This is a genomic window from Croceifilum oryzae (assembly GCF_030814315.1).
Lineage (GTDB): Bacteria > Bacillota > Bacilli > Thermoactinomycetales > Thermoactinomycetaceae > Baia > Baia oryzae.
Window position 1 is genome coordinate 48,124 of record NZ_JAUSUV010000014.1, and the last position, 21,613, is coordinate 69,736.

The 21,613-nt window shown below is 38.7% G+C and carries 21 protein-coding genes and 1 pseudogene; 12 read left to right on the plus strand and 10 right to left on the minus strand.

Annotation, left to right across the window (positions count from 1 at the left end; all coding sequences use genetic code 11):
• Positions 1-134 precede the first annotated feature (134 nt).
• From J2Z48_RS13725 to J2Z48_RS13740, 4 genes are read right to left on the minus strand one after another with little or no spacing between them, the layout of a single operon-like run.
• Positions 135-278, minus strand: coding sequence for a hypothetical protein (locus J2Z48_RS13725; RefSeq protein WP_307254435.1), 144 nt, complete (start codon positions 276-278; stop codon positions 135-137).
• Positions 279-292: 14 nt separating this feature from the next.
• The gene (crcB, locus tag J2Z48_RS13730) at positions 293-652 is read right to left on the minus strand and encodes a fluoride efflux transporter CrcB (protein ID WP_307254473.1); all 360 of its coding nucleotides are present in this window, start codon (positions 650-652) and stop codon (positions 293-295) included.
• Complete coding sequence (gene crcB / locus J2Z48_RS13735; protein ID WP_307254436.1) at positions 652-1,056, minus strand: fluoride efflux transporter CrcB; 405 nt, start codon at positions 1,054-1,056, stop codon at positions 652-654. The genes crcB (J2Z48_RS13730) and crcB (J2Z48_RS13735) overlap by 1 nt, the downstream gene beginning before the upstream one ends.
• A 28-nt stretch (positions 1,057-1,084) precedes the next feature.
• On the minus strand, positions 1,085-1,546 hold the full coding sequence (locus J2Z48_RS13740; RefSeq protein WP_307254439.1) for a hypothetical protein: 462 nt from the start codon (positions 1,544-1,546) through the stop codon (positions 1,085-1,087).
• 164 nt (positions 1,547-1,710) lie between these two features.
• Between J2Z48_RS13740 and J2Z48_RS13745 the strand changes: the two genes are divergently transcribed.
• Together J2Z48_RS13745 and J2Z48_RS13750 are read left to right on the plus strand one after the other, a co-directional pair.
• On the plus strand, positions 1,711-2,907 hold the full coding sequence (locus tag J2Z48_RS13745) for a quaternary amine ABC transporter ATP-binding protein (RefSeq protein WP_307254440.1): 1,197 nt from the start codon (positions 1,711-1,713) through the stop codon (positions 2,905-2,907).
• Positions 2,904-4,637 carry an ABC transporter permease/substrate binding protein gene (locus J2Z48_RS13750; protein ID WP_307254442.1) on the plus strand — a complete coding sequence of 578 codons (1,734 nt, stop codon included), beginning with the start codon at positions 2,904-2,906 and terminating at the stop codon, positions 4,635-4,637. Before J2Z48_RS13745 ends, J2Z48_RS13750 begins: the two co-directional genes overlap by 4 nt.
• Before the next feature lie 143 nt (positions 4,638-4,780).
• Here the strand turns inward: J2Z48_RS13750 and J2Z48_RS13755 are convergent, their stop codons facing one another.
• On the minus strand, positions 4,781-6,571 hold the full coding sequence (locus J2Z48_RS13755; RefSeq protein WP_307254444.1) for a M3 family metallopeptidase: 1,791 nt from the start codon (positions 6,569-6,571) through the stop codon (positions 4,781-4,783).
• Between the two features lie 230 nt (positions 6,572-6,801).
• Here J2Z48_RS13755 and J2Z48_RS13760 point away from each other — a divergent pair, with 230 nt between their 5' ends.
• The 3 genes from J2Z48_RS13760 to J2Z48_RS13770 all read left to right on the plus strand — a co-directional run bounded on the left by J2Z48_RS13760 (position 6,802) and on the right by J2Z48_RS13770 (position 9,559).
• Entirely contained in the window at positions 6,802-7,704 is a 903-nt protein-coding gene (locus J2Z48_RS13760; RefSeq protein ID WP_307254445.1) for a winged helix-turn-helix domain-containing protein, read from the plus strand.
• A gap of 30 nt (positions 7,705-7,734) precedes the next feature.
• A complete protein-coding gene (locus tag J2Z48_RS13765; RefSeq protein ID WP_307254446.1) occupies positions 7,735-8,448 on the plus strand; it encodes an AAA family ATPase in 714 nt (237 codons plus the stop codon).
• Positions 8,449-8,860: 412 nt separating this feature from the next.
• Positions 8,861-9,559, plus strand: a complete 699-nt coding sequence (locus tag J2Z48_RS13770) for a hypothetical protein (RefSeq protein WP_307254448.1) — start codon at positions 8,861-8,863, stop codon at positions 9,557-9,559.
• A 643-nt stretch (positions 9,560-10,202) separates the two neighbouring features.
• Here the strand turns inward: J2Z48_RS13770 and J2Z48_RS13775 are convergent.
• A complete protein-coding gene (locus tag J2Z48_RS13775; protein ID WP_307254450.1) occupies positions 10,203-10,484 on the minus strand; it encodes a hypothetical protein in 282 nt (93 codons plus the stop codon).
• Between the two features lie 235 nt (positions 10,485-10,719).
• On the opposite strand from J2Z48_RS13775, the gene J2Z48_RS13780 reads away from it, so the two are divergent.
• The gene (locus tag J2Z48_RS13780) at positions 10,720-12,078 is read left to right on the plus strand and encodes a helix-turn-helix domain-containing protein (RefSeq protein ID WP_307254453.1); all 1,359 of its coding nucleotides are present in this window, start codon (positions 10,720-10,722) and stop codon (positions 12,076-12,078) included.
• 102 nt (positions 12,079-12,180) lie between these two features.
• Here the strand turns inward: J2Z48_RS13780 and J2Z48_RS13785 are convergent, their stop codons facing one another.
• Positions 12,181-12,342 (minus strand): hypothetical protein, encoded by a 162-nt coding sequence (locus J2Z48_RS13785; RefSeq protein ID WP_307254456.1) that lies wholly within the window; start codon positions 12,340-12,342, stop codon positions 12,181-12,183.
• 253 nt (positions 12,343-12,595) lie between these two features.
• Between J2Z48_RS13785 and J2Z48_RS13790 the strand changes: the two genes are divergently transcribed.
• Together J2Z48_RS13790 and J2Z48_RS13795 are read left to right on the plus strand one after the other, a co-directional pair.
• On the plus strand, positions 12,596-13,510 hold the full coding sequence (locus J2Z48_RS13790; protein ID WP_307254457.1) for a TIGR01777 family oxidoreductase: 915 nt from the start codon (positions 12,596-12,598) through the stop codon (positions 13,508-13,510).
• Positions 13,511-13,551: 41 nt separating this feature from the next.
• The gene (locus J2Z48_RS13795) at positions 13,552-14,064 is read left to right on the plus strand and encodes an acyl-CoA thioesterase (RefSeq protein WP_131849824.1); all 513 of its coding nucleotides are present in this window, start codon (positions 13,552-13,554) and stop codon (positions 14,062-14,064) included.
• 100 nt (positions 14,065-14,164) lie between these two features.
• On the opposite strand, the gene J2Z48_RS13800 is transcribed toward J2Z48_RS13795, so the two are convergent.
• Positions 14,165-14,785, minus strand: coding sequence for a YitT family protein (locus J2Z48_RS13800; protein WP_307254461.1), 621 nt, complete (start codon positions 14,783-14,785; stop codon positions 14,165-14,167).
• Positions 14,786-15,208: 423 nt separating this feature from the next.
• On the opposite strand from J2Z48_RS13800, the pseudogene J2Z48_RS13805 reads away from it, so the two are divergent.
• Positions 15,209-15,412, plus strand: a pseudogene (locus J2Z48_RS13805) (RNA polymerase subunit sigma-70); the annotation flags it as partial.
• 368 nt (positions 15,413-15,780) lie between these two features.
• Here J2Z48_RS13805 and J2Z48_RS13810 read toward each other — a convergent pair.
• Positions 15,781-16,896 carry a hypothetical protein gene (locus J2Z48_RS13810; RefSeq protein WP_307254464.1) on the minus strand — a complete coding sequence of 372 codons (1,116 nt, stop codon included), beginning with the start codon at positions 16,894-16,896 and terminating at the stop codon, positions 15,781-15,783.
• Between the two features lie 221 nt (positions 16,897-17,117).
• Here J2Z48_RS13810 and J2Z48_RS13815 point away from each other — a divergent pair, with 221 nt between their 5' ends.
• The 3 genes from J2Z48_RS13815 to J2Z48_RS13825 all read left to right on the plus strand — a co-directional run bounded on the left by J2Z48_RS13815 (position 17,118) and on the right by J2Z48_RS13825 (position 19,968).
• Positions 17,118-17,846 carry a thermonuclease family protein gene (locus J2Z48_RS13815; RefSeq protein ID WP_307254465.1) on the plus strand — a complete coding sequence of 243 codons (729 nt, stop codon included), beginning with the start codon at positions 17,118-17,120 and terminating at the stop codon, positions 17,844-17,846.
• 188 nt (positions 17,847-18,034) lie between these two features.
• A complete protein-coding gene (locus tag J2Z48_RS13820) occupies positions 18,035-18,994 on the plus strand; it encodes a sporulation protein (RefSeq protein ID WP_307254467.1) in 960 nt (319 codons plus the stop codon).
• 242 nt (positions 18,995-19,236) lie between these two features.
• Positions 19,237-19,968 (plus strand): polysaccharide deacetylase family protein, encoded by a 732-nt coding sequence (locus J2Z48_RS13825; RefSeq protein WP_307254469.1) that lies wholly within the window; start codon positions 19,237-19,239, stop codon positions 19,966-19,968.
• 252 nt (positions 19,969-20,220) lie between these two features.
• On the opposite strand, the gene J2Z48_RS13830 is transcribed toward J2Z48_RS13825, so the two are convergent.
• Complete coding sequence (locus J2Z48_RS13830) at positions 20,221-21,312, minus strand: LCP family protein (RefSeq protein WP_503128553.1); 1,092 nt, start codon at positions 21,310-21,312, stop codon at positions 20,221-20,223.
• Positions 21,313-21,613 lie beyond the last annotated feature (301 nt).

Here is a 21,613-nt window from a genome sequence, read left to right on the forward strand (position 1 = left end):
TCGTGTTACAAATAAATAGGTTTTCTCAGGTCATCCTACATAAAACCTGAGACCAAATCATAGTAAATGAGCAATCATTTTTTATCGTGTAAGCTGAGCTTTTTGGTTCTCGCAATGAACGAAATCTACCCTATTTACCCATGTAATACACATGGTTCTCCTAGTTGGTTCTCTATTTTCTCTAATTCCTTTGGGAACTGGCTTTCTATATGTAAGCGAATGTAAGGTAATTTTTGATCCGCGTATGTTAGATCATTTTTTACTAACTGTGTTCTCATATCCACTTTTCCCCCTAGTACCATGTTTGTCCCACCCAATAACCCACAAAGGCAAGAAAAATTCCGATTGTGTAGCTCATTCCAAGGTACCACAAGAACTTTTCCCATTTTCCGGATTTTCTAAGTTGCTCGCTTTCCCAGTGCAATGTCGAAAAGGTGGTGAAAGCTCCCAAAAAGCCTGTTCCTACTAATAAAATCCACGGTTCAGATAAGCGCATCCCACTTGCTAATCCTAGTAGAAATGCCCCTAGGAGATTAATCGTGAAAGTTCCATATGGGAAACGAGGCATAGGCTTATTCATTCGCTGACTAATCCAGAATCGGGAGATGGCCCCAAGAAATCCTCCAACCCCCACTAATAAGCTGTTGATCATCATGAGTGCTCACCTTCTAAACTGCGTTTATTTCCTTGTTTGCTCGCTATTTTATACCCGCTCCAAGTTAACAATAGACCTCCCCATAATGAAAGGAGCACATAAGAAAAAGCCATGATCCATAAGCCATCATGTAGCATTTTTACTACCTCTACACTAAATGTGGAGAAAGTCGTAAATGCTCCGATGAACCCGGTAGCAAATCCCGTTCGAAACCACGAAGGAATCTGTTTTCTCTCCATAGACCAAACCGTAAACCAGCTAAGTGAGAAACAACCAATGAAGTTGACGCTTAGAGTTCCGAGAGGAAGTCCATACAGCTCACCTGAAGGTAAGAAAATGCCTACATAGTAGCGAAGCAGAGCGCCGATTACTCCAGCTAAGCCAATAACCCAATACATCATACAGGAATCCCTCCTCAGATAGGGGGCTTCAGTTTTGATATCCTATCTTCTTGAGAAATGAATCTGGGTGAAAGTTACACTCAATCAAAACAGGCTGGTTTTCTTCATTAAATAATAGTAGATTCGAGTTGGAATGGGAACCTGTTTTACTGATGATGACAATCACTTCAGAAATGTAGCCAGTGATAACACTATCTTTTTGAACATAAATAGAAGGTTCTAACGGTACTCGAATCATCAGTTGATTTTTTGCTTCTAGATTAGCTCGTGGACTTCTTTGGGTGATTCGATGGAGCATGTCCTTTACTTCGAGTTGGATTTCAGGGGAGTTTTGTACGGTTGCTATGACCTTTTCTTGAGTCGTATCAAAGATTTCAATAGGCGGAATGGTTCTAAAAGAAGGTGTGAGTGCATGGGCTTCGTGGACATTTGAAAAACAGAGTGTTGACATGATGAAAAATAAGATCATGACGGATCGTTTATGATTCAAGCGATCACCTCCTAGGCTTGTCGATCTGTAGGGATAGCATGCCCTGTTTGGATTGAAATACCTAAGCCGATATTCTAAAAAGGATATCGGCTTCTTTATTTGTAAACAAAATGGGAAACTGGGGAATAATAGGTTCATCATTTCTTCCCATGGAGGATACAAGAATGGATAAGCTGGAAATCCGCAATCTTACCAAAGTTTTTGGACGGTCCCCGAAGAGGGCATTAAAGCTTTTAGACGAGGGCAAAGAGAAAGAAGAAATTTTGCAAGAGACGGGTTGTACGATTGGGGTAAATCGCGCGACGTTTGAGATATATAACGGAGAGATTTTTGTGATTATGGGCCTATCTGGAAGCGGTAAGTCTACTGTCATTCGTCTTCTTAACAGACTGATCGAGCCAACAGATGGATCTATTTTATTAGATGGCAGAGACATTATGAAGATGTCGGCGGAAGAAGTACGAGAAGTTCGCAGAAAAAAGATGGGAATGGTTTTTCAGAAGTTCGCTCTTTTTCCACATCGAACTGTATTAGAAAATGTGGAGTTTGGATTAGAAATTCAAGGAGTGATGAAAGCAGAACGTCAAGAAAAGGCGATGAACTCCTTAGAATTGGTAAGTTTACATAGCTATGCAGATCAAAAACCAGATCAATTAAGTGGAGGGATGCAACAAAGGGTAGGACTCGCAAGGGCCTTGGCGAATGACCCAGATATTTTGTTGATGGATGAAGCGTTTAGTGCGTTAGATCCCTTGATCCGTAAAGAGATGCAAGATGAGCTAGTCGATCTACAACAACGCATGAAGAAGACGTTTATCTTTATCACCCATGACTTAGATGAAGCGATCCATATCGGCGATCGGATTATGTTGATGAGGGACGGTACAATCCAACAGATTGGAACACCTGAAGAGATCTTGACCCATCCTGCAAATGACTATGTAAAACGCTTTGTGAAGAACGTCGATTTAACACATGTGATAACCGCAGAATCGATCATGAAACCAGCAGAGTCGATCATAATGGGTAAGGATGGACCACGTGTAGCACTGAAGAAAATGAAAGAAAACGCCATCCCTACTGTGGTGGTAACGGATCGGAACCGTATCGTAAAGGGAATTGTAACAGCAGAGGGGTTAAAACAAGCATTAGAGCAAAACCTTTTATTAGAAGATATCTTGGTTGCGGATTGTGTGACCGTTTCTAAAGACACACCTCTCAGTGACCTCTTAGTATTGATGGCGGAAAGCGAATTTCTCTATCCTTCTATCGTTACCAATGAGACAGGAAAATTAAAAGGCGTAATCGGACGAGGCGCTTTATTTTCCGCATTTGCTGGGTATGGAGGTGAGAAAGAATGATTCCCAAGATTCCACTTGCTGAATGGATCGAATGGCTAGTGAATTGGCTACAGGATCATTTTGATCCAGTCTTTCAAATCATTAAAAACATGATCGAACCAACGGTTACTTTTTTTACGAGGATTTTAACCGTTTTACCCCCACTTGCCATGATATCGATCTTGATCTTCTTTATCCTGTGGCTGACCCAAATTTGGACTGCTGTCTTGTCTCTTGCTGGATTACTGCTGATATGGAATCTCGGTTACTGGGATGAGAGCATTCAGACTCTTTCATTAGTACTTACCTCTACTTTGATCGCGATCATCATCGGAATCCCTCTGGGGCTATGGTCGGGCAGAAATGATCGAGTACAAGCTTTTTTAAAGCCCATTTTAGATTTCATGCAAACCATGCCTGCTTTTGTCTACTTAATCCCAGCTGTCTTCTTTTTCTCACTGGGAACCGTACCAGGAGTTATCGCATCTGTTATTTTTGCGATGCCTCCTACTATCCGATTTACCAGTTTGGGGTTGCGACAAGTGCCGATCGATCTAAAAGAAGCGGCTGAAGCTTTTGGTGCTACCACCAGGCAGAAGCTAACCAAAGTAGAGATCCCTCTGGCTAGGCAGACGATTCTGGCTGGAGTAAATCAAACAATCATGCTTTCCCTTTCCATGGTGGTGACGGCCAGTATGATTGGTGCAGAGGGAATTGGAGCAGTTGTACTAGAATCGATTACCCGATTAAAAGTGGGCATTGGTTTTGAAAGTGGACTCGCCATCGTCATTATTGCGATCATCTTAGACCGTCTCACCCAGAATTTGAATCAAAATAGGATGGAGACAGGGAGCAGGCACAGGCAGATTCCGCTTCTCGCAAAAACAAGAAAATGGGCGGCTCCTGTAGCCGTACTCACGGTTTTAGCATTGACGATTACTAGTTATGCACAAAGTGGTGTAAAGCGAAATGAGATTAAACTCATCTATGTAAACTGGGTATCGGAAGAGGCAAGTACCTACACACTTAAAAACATTCTAGAAAAAGAAGGATTTCCAGTAAAGTTGATTCGAGTGGATGCTGGACCTATGTATGATGCAATTGCAACAGGAAATGCAGATGCAATGTTAGCGGCTTGGCTCCCCACAACAGGTGCACAATACTACGATCGGTATAAAAAGGATCTGGTTAATTTAGGTGTAAATCTGGAAAAGACACGTATCGGACTGGTTGTTCCGAAATACGTAAACATCAATTCGATTGAGGAGTTAGCATCTCACAAAGATCAATTTGACCAAAAAATTATCGGGATTGACCCCGGCTCTGGAACGATGTTGCTCGCGAAGGAGACGATCAAGCAGTACAATCTGGGAATGAAGTTGTTAGAAGGCTCTGATGCGGCGATGGTAGCAGAATTAGATCGAGCGTATAAGAAGAAAAAACCGATTGTGATTACGGGTTGGACACCGCATTGGATGTTCCTCAAGTATGATTTAAAATACTTAGATGATCCAAAGAAAACCTTTGGCGAACCCGAAAACATTTACACGATCGTGCGAAAAGGCTTCAAAGAAGATCAACCAGAGGCATGTAAAATGATCGATCAATTTTTTTGGACGACTCGAGACATGGAGGAAGTCATGCTCGATGTTGCAAACGGGATGACCCCAGATCAGGCGGCAAAAAAATGGATTGAAAAACACCCAAATCAAGTTGCAGAGATAACAGCCGGTGTGCAAAAAAATAAATGAAAAAGAGATAAGCCAATTACCTGAGTCTAGGGTATATTGGCTTTCTCTTTGAATAAGACAAAAGGATTCACGAATAAAAAAGACAAATCATTCATAGGGTGGACAAGCTGTGACAGATTAGTATTTTGGTAATTGAAGCTTAGTTATTTTGTAGATAAATGAATGTATTCTTCAATATCCTTTACAATCCGTTGGATGGATTGATGCCAAAAATCAGGATGGGACAAGTCAATATGAAAGTGTTGAAGCGCCAATTCCTCCACTGATTTCTTTCCTGTTTCGCTTAGGAAATGACTAAATTTCTGAGCGAATTGCTTTCCATCTTTCTTAGCTATTGCCAATAGACCTAGGCTAAACAGATAGCCGAAGGTATATGGATAGTTATAGAAGGAGACATAGGGTCTATAAAACTGGATCGCTTTGATCCACTCAAAAGGCTGATATTGACTAAGATGATCTCTGTAAGCTTCTTTTTGGGCTTCTATAAACAATTCCTCTAACTGACTCGCACTTAAGGGGCCAGTACTCCGTTTTTCATAGAGGCGGGTTTCAAATAGATAGGCTGCTCGAATTCCCATCACATAAGTGAGGCTATCTTGTATTTTCCAACTAAGTAATAATTTTTTCTCTTCCTTATCCTTTGAATGAAGAATCATATCATCGATAAAGGTCAACTGAAAGAAGATAGAGGATGTTTCAGCAATGGTCATGCTAAATCGATCCTCCAACAATATAAGTGAAGTGGGATCTTCCAACTGTCGATAATGCCATGCATGTCCTAGTTCATGAGCAAGGATTCTACCGCTTTCCACACTTCCATCGTAATTTAAGGAAATACGGGATTCTCCGTCATGGATAAAGGGAGCACAAAAGCCGCCTAGCGGTTTGTTTTTATGAGGTACAGCATCGATCCATTCATGCATAACAGCCTTATGCATGAAGTCACCTATCGCTGGATCTAATTGGTTAGAAGTTTGAATAATCCGTTCCATCGCATCAGAGAAAGGAATCTGAGTAGAAACGTGGGATGGGGTTTTTAGTTGATGCCAAGAGATTTTTTCTTGTCCATATTCACTCGCCTTTAGCTGTAGGAAATGAGTTAGTTTAGGAAGAAGACTGTCAATGGTTTCCCACATGGTATCGAGAGTAATACGAGAAAGACCATTTAATTCTAACGACTCATCTAAAACATCTCTTCGTTCATGGGCATGGCAAAGGGCTAGGCGAAAACCCGTAATTTGATTTAAAACAGATGCAAAAAGGTCTGACTCTTGTTCCAAGGATTGTGTGAGAGATTGAAATACTTGTTTTCGTCTATCTGGATCTGGGTCACTAAGTGCCATTCTGTGGGCTTCACCAAACGATATTTTTGTTTCATTCATCCCATCCTCTATGTCAATTTTCAACTTATCACGAAGTTGGATATACATATGCTCTAAAGATTTAAGCCCATCTCCAACAAGATTTGTAGCAAAATCTTCTAGATCGCTAGGAAAGGGTTGGCTCTTTTTACGAAGGGTAGATAAATCAGAGCGAAAAGGACGAATAGCAGGAAGACTAGACCAATCAGCAAATGGTTCATCTTCCATTAGAGCGAGTTTTCGTCCTAAATCAGACCAGAGAGAACGAATTCCCGCTTTTAGTTTGGAGACACGGCTATGTAGTGAGGTGATGATGGAATGTCTAGGTGTTTCAGCCGAAAGACAATAATAATAGGAGTCGGCTTTTTCAATTCGTCTAATCAATTGGGAGAGAAGGGATAGTTCTTCTGATTGAATCGCATTTGAATTGGGAGAAAGCTGTCTCATGCTTTGTAGTAGTTGATCTAGAGTAACCTCTAATTCATCCAATTCGGTAGATAGTGTAAGTTCCATCTGTTCCGGATATAAACTGTTCAAATTCCAACGAGTAGATTCATTCATAATAAGGTTCATATAGAGTCCCCCATAAAGTGTTTTTGAAGAATACCAACGATACATGGATCATTGGTTCTTTTCTCCATTGCTTTTTAGTTTATATAGTTCTGTTTTAATAAAAACCATTAATAAGTTCAATAATAATAGAACTATAAATACATGTAAATATATATTGAATTTATTTTTGGTTCTTTACGAGTTATTTATTGTGTTATTCTATAGTTAGAATCGAATATCGGGAGGCAAATATGACTTATCAAGTAGAAGCAGGGGATTCCATTACATATGAACTTCTTTTAAGCTTTCTTTTATATAAACGAAGAGCAAATCTAAAGTATTTAGACAAAGGAATAGGATGGATTCATGACGTACAGGAGAGGTTAACAGCAGAATTTGAAAAAGAATTGGCGCAGTTTGAGGACTTAACGTTTAGTAATGTTGCTTGCTTATTGATTGAAAACAGCCCACAAAACCAACAGATAGAGTCATTTTTAAGCTGGTTAGAAGGGCTAACTGCAATTGAGATTTATGAACGGTTAGCTCCGCATCTGAGAGAAGCAGATTCACAGATATTATTGGATTTAGAGAAACAACGGAATCAGTTTGTTTACTTTCTTTCGAAATGGAATGAGCAGTATTTTCAATATGAAAAGGTTGAAAATAAGTTAAAAAAAGCGGTCAAGAGCTTCAATAAACAAAAGATGCAGATGTCTTCTATTCAGGTAGTGGGGCATGTTGCGACTGGGCTTCAGATTGAAATAGAAGATATGAAGCATGTTATCATGATCCCATCTATTCACTTTAGCCCGCTACATACCTTTAGTATTTTTAGAGATAAGATATTTGTATGGTTTCCGCTTAAAACGGAATCATCAAGTATAGATGAGTTGATTCACATCGGAAAATGCCTATCTGATCGAAAGCGCTTAGAGATATTACAGTTTCTTTCTTTGGAGAAACGTACATTTACAGATGTTTTGAAGTATATAGGAGGGGCAAAGGGGAACATTCATCATCATCTTATGACACTGCGAGCAGCAGGTCTTGTTCGTGTACATGTAACCGGAGAAAGTCAATTTTATCTTAGTACACGAAAAGAGTTTGCGCCTGAATTACAAGAAAATCTAAACTCCGTTATCTATCAAAACTGAGATGATAAGTCTTCCAATGAGGTGAGAAATTTGTTCCTAAACAGAATTACGCTTCTACAAGATCGTATCTCTTCCTTTCACGAATATCCCTTTTCCATTCCGTATATCAAACATCTTGACTATATCGACTTGAAGAGCCAAGTTACTTTTTTTGTTGGAGAAAATGGTTCTGGAAAATCTACTTTACTAGAGGCAATTGCGGACAAATGTGAATTTAATACCGCTGGTGGAGGTCGGAATAATCTATATGATGTTCATGCGTCTGGATCTGTACTTGGAGAATATATAAGCCTTTCTTGGCTTCCGAAGGTCACAAGGGGCTTTTTTCTGAGAGCAGAATCCTTTTATCATTTTGCATCTCATATTGACGACATCAAGGGAATAGAGGCTTACGGCGGTCGCTCTTTACACGAACAATCACACGGAGAATCATTTTTATCCCTTTTTTTAAATCGTTTTAAGGGGAAAGCAATCTATTTATTGGACGAGCCGGAGGCAGCATTATCCCCACAAAGGCAGCTTGCTTTCTTGAAGATATTACATACATTAGCCTCTAAGGGAGACAGTCAATTTATTATCGCTACACATTCCCCTATACTGTTGGGTTATCCCAATGCTACCATTTTGAGTTTTGACCATGGTCCAATTAAGGAAATTGAGTATGAAATGACCGATCATTATCAAATTACAAAGTATTTTTTGCAGAATCGAGAGAAATTTTTACAGGAGCTATTAGAAGAGTAAAGTGTTTAAGTTGATATGAAATATTGCTAAGGATATAAGCCAATGATGTGATTAGGCTTATATCCTTTTTGTTTTCAGGGAAATGGTTATGTGCTAAATAGTGAACACTTAAGTGATAGTACTAATGAGGTAGAAACTATCTAAACACATAATTTGCAAATCAATAGTTTTTCCCACAGATAAAATTACCAATAATATAAATATTTTTCGTAAAATAAAAGATTTCGTGTTTTATTAATCCTATTGACTGTTAAATTTGATATATTATAACATTGTAAATGTGTTAAATAATTTTAAAAATATAGTATAGATTGAAATTAAGGTGATATCCATTCTAACGCATTAACAAGTATCTATAGCTCAAAAAGGGAATCGATTTGCACAATTAGAATATATACTAGGAGGTTTTATTATGTTGAAGGCGAAAAAAATTTTTATGCCAGTATTAATAGCTTTGGTTATGTTTTGTTTAACTTTATCTCCAAGTTTGAGGGTTACTGCGCAAACCAATGATACTGGTATTGTTGTAGTTAAAGGTAATGAAGCTAAGAAATGGGTCAATACAATGCTACATGCAGTAGAGAAAGGTGAAGTTAAAAAAGTAGCCCCTTTGTCTGCTTTTGCTTTTGAAAGATCAGTTGTGTACACCGTTGGTGGTGGAGTTACAGTTGTTACAGTTCCTTTGCAAGGGGATTATAGCCTTTCTAGTAACGTAACGACATTCTTTGATAAGAATGATGCTGTATTGCAGACAAATGAATCGTTAGTAACCAAAAATGTGTTCGGAAACTTCCAAGTCAATAAGTATTTGAATGGAGTATCTACTACTTCCACGGATACTGGGATTGCGTATAAGACAGATGATCAAATGCGTGCAGAAAAGCCGTTTGGCTCTGGAATTAAACCAATGGGTGTTAAAAAAATCGCTGCTTGTCTTACCGTAGTTATGGGTCTTGGTGGTACATTGGGTTATGTTATCGCGGCTTCATGTGTTGGTACGTGTATGGCACCGACACCAGTTACTGCCGCAATATGTGCGGCATGTATTGGTGCATTTGCGGCTGTTGGTGTGGGGACTATGTCTCAAGCGCAAGCTTGCTTCAGTCATTAATCATATGTGAGGTGATTTGATGAATAAGATTTTGGCGATCTCGATTTTAGGATTGGGTATTTCTGGCGCCGTTTTACTGACCTCGATCCCTCCGTTGTTCGACTCTCCAATAAAAGATGGGGCGAAGATGTATACTGCTGTTTCAGCAGTAGTTTGCATTATATTCGTTGTCTCGACTTTAGTATTTCGTAGGCGATTTGACAAAATGCAAAACGAAAAAAGAGAGTAAATTATTCATTTTAAACACAGTAAAACTCCTGTAATAGCTGTCTCAAATGAGATTTGACTATCACAGGGGTCTTTGTTTGTATATGAGAGAATATGATTTTCCAAACTGTATTGTGAGAATTCCCAACACAACCAATTCCCTATGTAAATAAAAAAATATGAAGGATGAGCTATTAATTCTTCTACATCCCTCATATTTACATGATGAAGCAACCAGTGAAAATACCGTAAGGATAGAACCCATACATCAAAGCAACTAGATTCCTGCTTCTAAAGGCGGATCGCCTACAAACAGTCTGTACATAAGGTCGTGCCTCCTCCTGATCCAATTAAATAAAATGATGGAGAGGGGTAAGTCTGAGAACAGGTGATAAGTAAATAATGTCGAAATTAGATAAATGAGGGAGAAACAAGTCTAATCGGAAAAAATATCATACCCATGTCCATAAAAAATGGTGTTGTTGTCCATTTCAAATTTTTTCCATGTGATGTTTGGTAGATAAATCTTCACTTTCGTGTCAGTTGTGATAACAAGTGTCTGCTCTGTTTTTCTACGAGTAGCAACATAGACTGCTTCCGTAGTTTCGTCAGGTAGTTGGGTCGTCCGACGTTCTTCCAGGTCAAACACTTGCTTTAAAGCTAATCGAGAACATCGTAAGGCATCTAGCGACTTGGCTTTGATATGAAACCGTAGCATGTTTTTCCCCTCTCTTTATCAAGTTTTCGCAATTATCTACTAGGATGTTTCCTGACTATAGTCTACTATGTTACGATAAAAATACAAAAGTTTGGAATTATCTACAATTTACGCAGTTGAGATAAAGGAATCCAATATACTTCTTTGTATTTTACTTCTACCCTTTCCATTACAGCCTGCTGTGCTCCGCATTCCACTGGAATCCTCTCGTCTGCTCCAAAAGGAGGAGAAATTTTTGCTTGTTTTAGTAAATGACCGACTAGCACAAGCTATTAAAAAGGCTCGTATTGCTAGGGAAATGCACCAAGACGATGTTTCGATAGAAACTGGTATATCAACCTCTCACTTGTATAATATTGAGAAAGGATACCACAGAGTAGACCGGGACAAGCTTCAAAAGGTTTGTGATTTGTTTAAGCTTCATTTAGAAAATTTTCTAAGTGAAGAGATTGCACCCATTGAACTTGATATCTCCCAGTACATCAAGCTCATTGAGTGGGAGCTTACTCAGAACCCTTCAAAAGCAATGGAGCATCTTCGTCAAATAGAATCACAGCAAGTACATCTTTTTGGTAAAAATGTTATTCTGGAAATGTTTGCAAGTTATATCCGGGCCAAGCACTCTAAAATGAATGAACAGTATGACTTAGCCATCAAGTACTACAACGCTGTAATCAAAATCGCTACTGAATCGGGAGAACCTTTACATCACAATATGATCTCATCGAGTTACTTTGGAATTTCGCAAATTTTACATCGACAAAACAAGCTGTTACAAGCATTACAAGTCGTCCAATTAGGGATACAACATTTTGTTCCAGATGGAGAGCGTAGCTATAACTACGTACTATTTCGAATTAATCAAGCTTCCATTCTAGAGAAAATGGATCGAGATAATGAAGCTTTGAATCTAATCGAAAAATACTGGACAGATCGTTCCTATCTAGATTTTTCGGATGCTCGTCTCAATTTATATCAGATCAAAACCGAAATCCTTATCAAACAAGAGCGTTTTCAAGAGGCTGTGGACATCGCACAAGAAGGATTTGAATTGGCACGGTTAGATGGAAATGTGGATCGCGTTTTTGAATTCCTGTCGTCTATTGGCTATTCATTTGCAAGGCTAGGAAATTTACAAATTGCAAAAGTATATTTTGAAGAAGCAAACCAGCTTCAATCAAAGCTCAAAAGAAAAGTTCTAGCTTCCACTACTTATATACATCTTGCCAAAATCTATTCACTCCAAGAGCGCTTCGAGGATGCAAAACAGCACCTAGAAATCGCATTAACTCTTTCTCAAAGTGATGACTATTACTACGCAAAAGCTCTCACCGCTATGGGAGAAGCTCATTATCATCAAGAAAAGATGGAATCTGCTTTACAATACCTAGATTCCGCTTGGAGGATAGCAACTAGGCTGAATCTTGACAACATGGTCAGACATACACTAACCTTATTATTAGATATATCTCATCGTTCAAAAATTTCTATACATGAGGAATACTTGGAATCATTTCGTTCTTCCTTTATAAAACCCACTGTCCAAGGAGGGATTGGTATGTTCGGATTTGTAAACGACCCACCAGATAATTAACTACTTTTCTAAAAACACAAAAAAAGAATGACTAGATGGTTGTAATCACTAGTCATTCTTTTTTGTGTTTAGGATAACACGCTCACTCAAGAACTGGATTGTTTATGTCCCTTCCACTTTCTGAATGACTTTTTGCCAAGGATCAAATGCCTCAATTTCAGCGGTTCTAAACAGCATTTCCAATCTCTTATCCTCAGTTCTTATGTTAAATGAAGGAGTAAACCAGATTTCTACTTGTTTACCTCCATAATTTGCTCTAATCAATTAGAACAACCCCCTCAAAATGGCATATGTCACAAGAAAATGTTCTTTGTCATCCCATCCATACACACGATCTATATATGGATTAAAAAAATATTAGAAAAGTTAGTTAAGACTAAATGTGTTGGTAATCGGGGATTTCACATTCTGAAGACCTTGAAGCGGCAAGGTCTTCTTTTTTTATTTTTCTGAGTAAAGGAAGTATAATAGAGTTATTGCTGAACAGTTTGACAAGCTTGAAAAAGGAGGACTTGGTTTGAAAATCGCCATTACGGGATGCACTGGACTGGTTGGCACTGAACTAACTAGGTATTTTAAGGACCAGGGTGACGATGTCCTTCAAATAATAAGAGTAAAGAATGAGGATCCTAACCGTTCTACAGTGTATTGGAACCCGGATCAAGGTGTGGTGGAGACGGATCAATTAGAAGGATGTGATGTCCTCATCCACTTAGCTGGGGAGAACATCTCGTCGCGTCGCTGGGATGAAAAGCAAAAGGAACGTATTTTAACGAGCCGTACGAGGGGAACTACTGTACTCTGTAATGCTCTGGCTCGTTTAAAACAACCCCCAAAGGTACTTCTTTCGGCATCGGCTATCGGTTATTACGGAAATCACTCTGCTTCGATCACTCTAGATGAAGAGGGCGTGAAAAGTAATGATTTTCTAGCTGAAGTAATATCAGAGTGGGAGTCTGCTACTCAACCAGCAAAAGAAGCGGGGATTCGAGTGGTCCACATGCGTTTTGGTATTGTACTAAGCGAAAAGGGTGGAGCATTAGCAAAGATGTTATTACCGTTTCGGCTAGGAGTTGGCGGGAGAATAGGCGATGGCAAGCAGATAATGAGCTGGATTGCACTTGAAGAGATACCTCTCATCGTACAATTCTTAATCCAACAAGAGTCTATCACTGGTCCGGTTAATATAGTTAGTCCGGACCCTGTTTCCAATCAGGAATTCGCAAATACGCTAGGAAAGGTACTTCATCGCCCTACGATTTTGCCTCTTCCTGCTTTTTTATTGAGAGTTCTCTTTGGAGAAATGGCAGATCCCCTGCTGGTTAATGGTTGTAATGTAATTCCGCGCAAACTTCAAGAAAGTGGATATTCATTTGCCTACCCCCACTTACATAGTACTCTCACCCGTATTCTTGGGAATAAAGAGAAGTAGTATCATTTCAACTAGGCATTTGATTGAGAGGTAGATGAAGAATGGAAAAAAGATATGCTCGAGAATCCAGATGTTATAAAACGTCAAGAGTTTTTCCGCCTGATGTAAATAACCATAATACATTGTTTGGTGGGAAACTAATGGCCTATATTGACGATATTGCTTCTATTGCAGCAACGAAACATTGTCGTCGATCTGTTGTTACAGCTTCCACGGATTCTGTTGACTTCTTGCACCCGATCAGACCAACCGATGCGGTTAGCTTGGAGTCTTTTGTGACGTGGACAGGAAAAACATCCATAGAAGTGTTTGTGAAGGTGATCAAGGAAGATTTATTGAGCGGAGAAAGAAAAATCGCAGCTACTTCCTTTCTTACATTCGTTTCCTTGAACGACAATCGGACCCCTATTCCCGTACCATCTGTTGTCCCAGAAACAGAAGAAGAAATGAAGTTGTATGAAACGGCTTCGCGAAGAGCTGAAGCGCGTAGAGTTAGAAGGAAAGAAAGCAGAGAGTTTGCTGACTTTCTCATAGTAAACCCGCCTTGGGAATAGAATCAATAAATAAAGTCTCTTACTTTGAGGTCATATATACAAAGTAAGAGACTTTATTATTTTTTCGTCTTAGTAGCTTTTTACTAGTCTATTGAAACATCTAGTGACTTTCACTTGAAGTGATTGAGACTCGTTCATATTGATAAACCCAAGTAGTAATCTTTCCAGCGATCCCAACTGCAAGAATCGTATAAAGAACATGAGGAACGGAAAGGTAGAACAGTGAGAGGAGGAGAACAAGGGCATCCATGATAAAGAGCGTAGTTCCAATAGAAAGTCCGAATCGATTACTTAATAGGAGACCCAAGATTTCGTCCCCACCCGTTGCCCCACCATAACGCAAGATGACTCCCAATGCTAATCCAGTGACTAAGCCTGAGAGAATCGAAGCTACGATTAGCATGTCCGAGAGGTCAAGCACAAGAGAAGAATATTGTTCCATGAGGCTGTAGAAAAGGGTAAACGAAATGGTCATGATCGAAGTGTTAATAATGAGTTTCCAATCTTTCCGAAGCAATATGAACAAAATAACAGGAATATCTAAGAGAAGAATTGTAGTCGATGGAGAGAGACCAAAAGCGTATTTTCCCAATAGGGCTAATCCGAAAAATCCCCCATCTACTAAATGGTTTTGATAGTTTATATGAAAATAGACGAAAGCTAAAAGAAATGTTCCGAGTAACATGATACAAAGTTTCTGATACGGTGTTTTGTTCCGCATACAAGTATCCTCTTTTCGTAGTTAGAAAACCAATGCTACGAAAGAAAAGATAACCGCGGGCATTTTGACCCTCATCCTGTATTTTTCTTTCGTAGTACATCATTGAGATGTGAACTATGAAAGAAGCTATGTGTACGAGAGGTCATATCGTTTCCAGATGGTACTGCCTGGAGACACAAAAATCCTGATCCCTTCTTTTGTGGTGTAAGAATATTTACCCTCAAAAGTGGGATTTTACTCCTTAAATGGTGGAATTGAAATTTCATTCGTTGCTTTAACATAAGACAAAAGACCTCATGCATAGGGATAAGAGGAAAAATTGAATCCAATATTCATATGTACATGCACCGAGAGACACTCTTCTGGGCGCGGATACATATAGTAGATGGATGCAACAGAAAAATCTCATCGGAGGGGATTTTTATGCCCGGAATCTTGACTGCGATTTCTTTAATGGTTCGGGAGATGGTACTTTTTGTATCGTACATTAAAAATAATGCGTTCCCTCAACCACTAGCCGATCAGGAAGAAGAGCGATGTCTCAAACTCATGGCTGAAGGAGATGCCGAAGCCCGAAATAAATTAATTGAACATAATCTGCGTTTGGTTGCGCACATTGTAAAAAGGTTATAGACACAAAACGATGTCAAAAAATGATTGTCAAATCAGGGTTTGAGCTAGGAATGGTGAAGGCTTCGAACAACGGAGTGATCGGGGAGAAGAAGATCATTCGATCGGATGGATTGGATATTTTGATGGAGTGATGTTGGACAAGCTACGTCTCGTAAGATTGTTTGATGATGATTTTATCACAAAAGAACACTAGATTGTATGAGTATATAAGTAGTAAGAGCTAGGCTTAGAAGCCATCTATTGAAAGGGGTATCTTTCAATAGATGGCTTCTATTTTTCATTATTTGGGCGAATTACGGTTGGTGATACAGATGTTGGTTCTACCCCTAAAGGATGTGATATTTTCACTTCTAAAACTGTTACTATTTTCTCTCAGATAAGGAATCTTCTATTAGTTTTTTTACTTCAGGAGACTTTTCTTGCGGAGTAGGATTGATTCCTTCTAGAAGAATATCGAGTGGTCTTATTCCATTTTCTACCGATTTAGTCCAATTTGGACATTGATGTTTTTCGAGAAGCACTCCGGCTAGACCCCCGATATCATAAGACTCGATTCCTGGATCTCTCAATAGTTGAGTTTTGCCATATCTATCAGAAGTTAAAGTATAATCAAGTTCGATCATTTTTTGGTAATTCTTGAAAATATCTTCCCTTTTTGCATCGATTCCTACAATGGAGCGTACATGTACAGCCATGTCAAAATAACGAGCCGATCCTTCTATAACATCATAGAAATGAACGAATTGATGTTCCTTCGGATTTTGTTCTTTATATTGCTTATACCACCAAGCTGCAGCCTGAAGATACTGTTTTTCTTTTGCAGGATTCAAAACAGCACTACGAAGTGCTCGAACTATTTCTAGACGCTGAATGCGTCCCTTTATATTTTCTGGAGGTGACTCTTCTGATTGTTCAGGTGTTTTACTCCAATTTTGTTCACCATGAAATGCCTCATGTGTCATAATCACATAGGCAAGATTCGAATTAGGAAGAGATTCGAACTCCCCTCGATCATAAGATTTTTTAAATCGGTCTTTCTCTAGTTTATAAAAAACAGCATCTTCCCCTTGATACTTAATCGTATTAAAAAAAGGAATGTCTTTAAACTCATTAGGCAAACTATTGTAAGAAGTCTTATCAATTGTTTTTTTATTGATATCAATAATCCATACTTTTTCACCATCCGTGATGAGCGCTTTTTTATATTTATTTAATTTGATTCCAGACCAAATCTTTTCCGTCTCGCCCCATGTCAACCAAATTTGTTGTGCTGTTCGGCTAATATAACGATCCATCGTCATCTGGTTCCATTCTTTTTTCAAATCTGTGTAAGGAAGAGTATAAGCAGATGCTTTTATGTTTATAGATTTAGAATTAGAAATATTTTCTTCTGCATGAGACAGAGATGGAACAACAGCACCTATCATAATACTTGTGGCTGTCATATAAATACATGTTCTTTTAGAAACTAATTTCATCGAAAAAACTCCTTTATGCAAATGGATTTACGGACTAGTTTAGCAAAGAGGATTGGGTTAATAAATAGTTTCTACCTTACTCCAATCTTACAATTGTGTAAGTTAGATTTCAGATTATAGAGCCAAATCAACCTTACAAATAAGTAATGTTTATGTAATCTACCTCGATAGTTGAAAATGATCTGATTGAATAATATAGAGGTACAAGGGAGGTACAAAGGATGAATTTCTTATTTTATGAAAAAGCAATGAGGAGAAAATGGATGAAAAAGAAGATTACAATTTTGGTTTCGGCCCTGTGCATTACTTCCCTACTCTGGGGCTGTGGAAAGAAAGAAGAATCCGAGGCGAAGAAACTAGAAGTTCCTTCCTCTAATATTACTGTTATGGATGGAAACACTCTGCAGGTGAAAAATTCAAAAGATAAGGTACAAACGGTTAAGCTTGCGTCTATCGAAGCTCCGACCAACAATCAACCGTATAGTCTGGAAAGTAAAACGTTCCTTCAAAATTTTGTTCAAAATAACAAAAAAATCACCCTAGATAAAACAGGTGCAGCAAAGAGTAATAAAAATGAGGTATTGGTCTATGTTTCAGCCAACAAAGTGAGCGTGCAAGAGGAGTTACTGAAAAATGGCTTTTCTCGTGTCTCCAATGTTGCCCCACCATTAGATTCTCATGCGAAAGAGTACCAAGCGGCTGAAAATATAGCCAAAGAAGCGAAGAAAAACATCTGGTCTTTAGCAAACTATGTAAAAGCAGACGGATATCATCCCGAGTCTGTGTTGAGTCTTTTCGTGGCTTCTCTCCATGGAGATGTGTATCACAAAACCACGTGTACGAGTGACATCAGTCAAATCACAGATACAAATAAGATTTATTTTAAAACCGAACAAGAAGCTATGGCTACAGGTCGTAGTAGAAGTAAAAACCAGGAGTGTTGGAAGTAGTTCTTTTGTAAGGAGAAACGGTAGATAGAATTGTGACTACTTGTTCATTATTTTCATTGTACTAGTAATGATTTTAGGTATTTGGAAAATATAGCTCACGGAGGGATATTCATTGGATTAATCCTATTCGTAATTGGATTATTTAGCTCCATATAGGAGTAATTACATAGGTGGAGGTTATTTAGGAAATGTTCAAAAATATGCTTGCTAAATTTGGTCATGGATCTGCCAAGGTAGACCTTGTGTTGGATAAACAGTCCTTTACATTAGGAGAGTCGGTTAGTGGAAGTCTGATTGTCATCGGTGGAGAAGTAGAGCAGAAAATCAACCGGATTGATATTGATTTTGTGGTCAGTATTCGGAAGCAGGGGCATGAGTATACACAAGTGCTCCAGGCTTTTCCTTTTCATGATTCTTTCCGCATCGAACCCTCTGGAAAGCGCTCTTTTCCGTTTTCTTATACCATGCCTAACAATCTGCTTGTATCGGGCTCTTCCGTTTCCTATTTCTTCAAGACTCGTTTAGATATTGCCAATGGAGTAGACTCATCAGACCGTGATTTTGTTCATATCGAACCCCCTAGTCGTCTTCAAAAGGTTATCCAAGCTTTTCAACAACTTGGCTTTCATGAAATACATGATTCGCGATCTTTCGATGGGTATATGCAAGAATTTAAATTTACCTCATCCAGTTCTGTTAGAGATAAAGCACAGGAAATGAAGTTTAAAGTTGCTTTAGAAGAAGATGCAATTCGTTTACTTTTAGAGGTCGATTTATACTCCTTCCATGGAGAACGAGAAATAAAGCGAGAAATTTGGTTAACCAATGAAATGCTGAACCAATCCTCGGAGCTTATAAACCATCTTGATCAAGTGATTACCGAGATTGCAAATGATCCTCGTTCGTATTCGCAAGGATATTCAGGCTATTTCCACCACGGACAACCCAATCACAATGGGCAAAATTACAATGGACAACCTAGTCACTACGGGCAATCTAGGAATTCTAGTGGTATGAGTGGAGCGGCGATGGGAGCTATTGGAGGCTTTGCTGCAGGTATGATCGCAACCACAGTGGTAGGTGAAGTCCTAAAAGATGTAGACAGCGGTTTTGATGGTGGTTTTGACGATTTTTTTGGTGACGACTAGGATTAAATTATGATTCTTATTATGTAGAATAGATATCTAATCTCTGTCCGCCTTAGGAGTATAAAGGACATTTTTACAACCAACTCCCCCTTAACGTGTGGGTAGTTGGTTGTTTTCCAGCAAAAGAAGACATTCAAGCTATTGGAGATAACCAAAGGATATGGTTACGGAGTGACCATAGTAGGAGTATAGGGAGCAATCGAACAGAAAACGGCAATAAGCTTTATAGGGAGGGAGACCTAATGAGCCGCATACTACTTTTATCTCTAGCCTTATTTTCTGTATACGGAGTTATTCCCAGCATTGTTTCACGTAGACTTGGTGTAGGTGTTTTTCGAGAAGGTTGTACAAGCGACGGAATTGCCTTTACATTCGATGATGGACCAGATCCCATATATACACCTAAATTACTTGACCTATTAAAGAAGCATAATATCAAGGCCACATTTTTTGTTCTCGGTTCGAAGGCAGAACGATTTCCTCATTTAATTCGTAGAATGCATCATGAAGGGCATTTAATCGGAGTTCACAATTATGTCCATCGTTGCAACTGGTTCTTGACACCACGGACAGTTCGTCAAAATCTTAAGCATACGGTCTCAATCATAGAGAAAACAACGGGTGAACGACCTGTTTTTTATCGTCCACCTTGGGGCCTATTAAATATATTCGATTTTTTTTTAGTGCGTAAAAACTATAAAATTGTATTATGGTCGTTAATGGTAGGGGATTGGAGAAGTAAAGGCGGAAGTAAAAGGATAGAAATTAAAATTCTTGATAAGCTTTCACCAGGAGCATTGATTGTTTTACACGATAGTGGTGAAACTTGGGGAGCTGATGAAGATGCACCCCTGCATATGATAAAGGCGTTAGAAAGTGTATTTCAAGAGATACATCATCGGGGTTGGAAATGTGTTCGGGTTGATAAAATGATTGGATTAAGTAATAGAGTGGAGAAATCCAAAGTAAGTTAGTAAGCAGTGCTACTTATATGCCATTAATCTAGAAAATAAGTCGTAAAAATGCGGAATATTTGATGCTATTTTCTTGACATAGCATCATTTATCAAAGAAGTAGTTGCCGGGATATTCAGGGAGAAGTCCCTAAAATGAGTCTCGACAGAAAACCGTAAATCAAGACTTAAATAGAATATAAAACTAGAAAAAAAGGCTCTTACTTTGTGTATCTGACTTCAAAGTAAGAGCCTTTTTTTAATCTTGATTTCCCTAACCCTCGGAATTCCTATAAGCTTTTGGAGATATTTGTTTTGAAATTTGCTCAAGAGTAACTGCCCGGTGAGGATCCAAAGTATGGTCATATAAGAGAGCGTGTTTATCGTATTTCTTACCTAAATGCTTGAGTAATTCAGCGACAGCACGTTGACGCTCTCCTTCAGGGACAGTTTGAAACGACTTACCATTATCTCTAACCTCATAGTTAAATAGAGCAATGGATTCTTTATTGTTTTGTGCTTCACGATACACATTAAACATGGGGAGTATTTCATCCATATCAAAGCTATAACGGAAGTTCTTTCCGACTGCTTTGGTGATATCACTAAACTGAGTAAGTCCAGTAAATCCAGTCATTTTTCCTAAAATGGCACTAATCACTTCTTGTTGACGGCGGTTTCTATCATTATCGTTTGTCATTTCAGTAGGAACTATTGAACCAGTACCTTTATGGTCTTTACGAGTTCTAACATACATAAGAGCTTTTTCCCCATTTAGGTTGATTTTCCCTTTTTCATACTTAAGTAATTTCCCACCGTAGAAAGGAACTTGGAATTTATACTTGTTATCTACTGAAATGCCATCTACTGCATCAACCAGATCCATAAACCCTGAAAAGTTAATCTGTGCCACATAATTAATTTGGATCTTGTTATCCAAGAACTGTTCTACCTGTTTCACAACTTGCTGACTTTTTGTTTTCGCATCCGAACCAGAATGAAGGGCAGATAGGGTCTCTGTGATTTTCCCTTTATTGGTTGAATTATAAAATTTAACATACGTATCACGAGGAATACTCATGGTTCGCACGGACTTTTCCTTTGGATTTACCGTAATCACCATCAATACGTCGGGGCGCCATCCACTTTTGGCTTCATTCTCAATATTATATTGGTCAATTCCCATTAAAAGCATGGTAAAAGGTTCTTCCTTTACATCTACTTTTTTGGCATCTTTGATGCTCTTAAATGAGGGAATTCCGCCATCAAGCCAAGAAAAAAGAATATACCCAAATGAACTGTACCCCAATTGTTGGACACGAAATAAAATCCAACAGTTGAGGTGCTTTTCTAGGGGCCCCGACATATTTGCGCGGATTTCATACGCTAAGGTTATATTTCAAAAAGTAGACTCTTTGACATGTGCGTTTTTGGTCATTTTTGCGTGTCAGAACTACAACAAAACGACAGTTGAAGCATGTCAATGATCTTTGACACACAATCTCTTAGCGTAATGAAAAATCAGGTTTTACCCCTGTTTGAGTGCTTAGCGTATGAAATCCGTGCACCCCTTCTATCCATCTTCCGAAAGAGTACACCCACTTCAAACGTTAGTTAAGTGTGTGGTGAATTTCGATTCGGCGTTAGCCGAAAGGCATTTAGTTCTA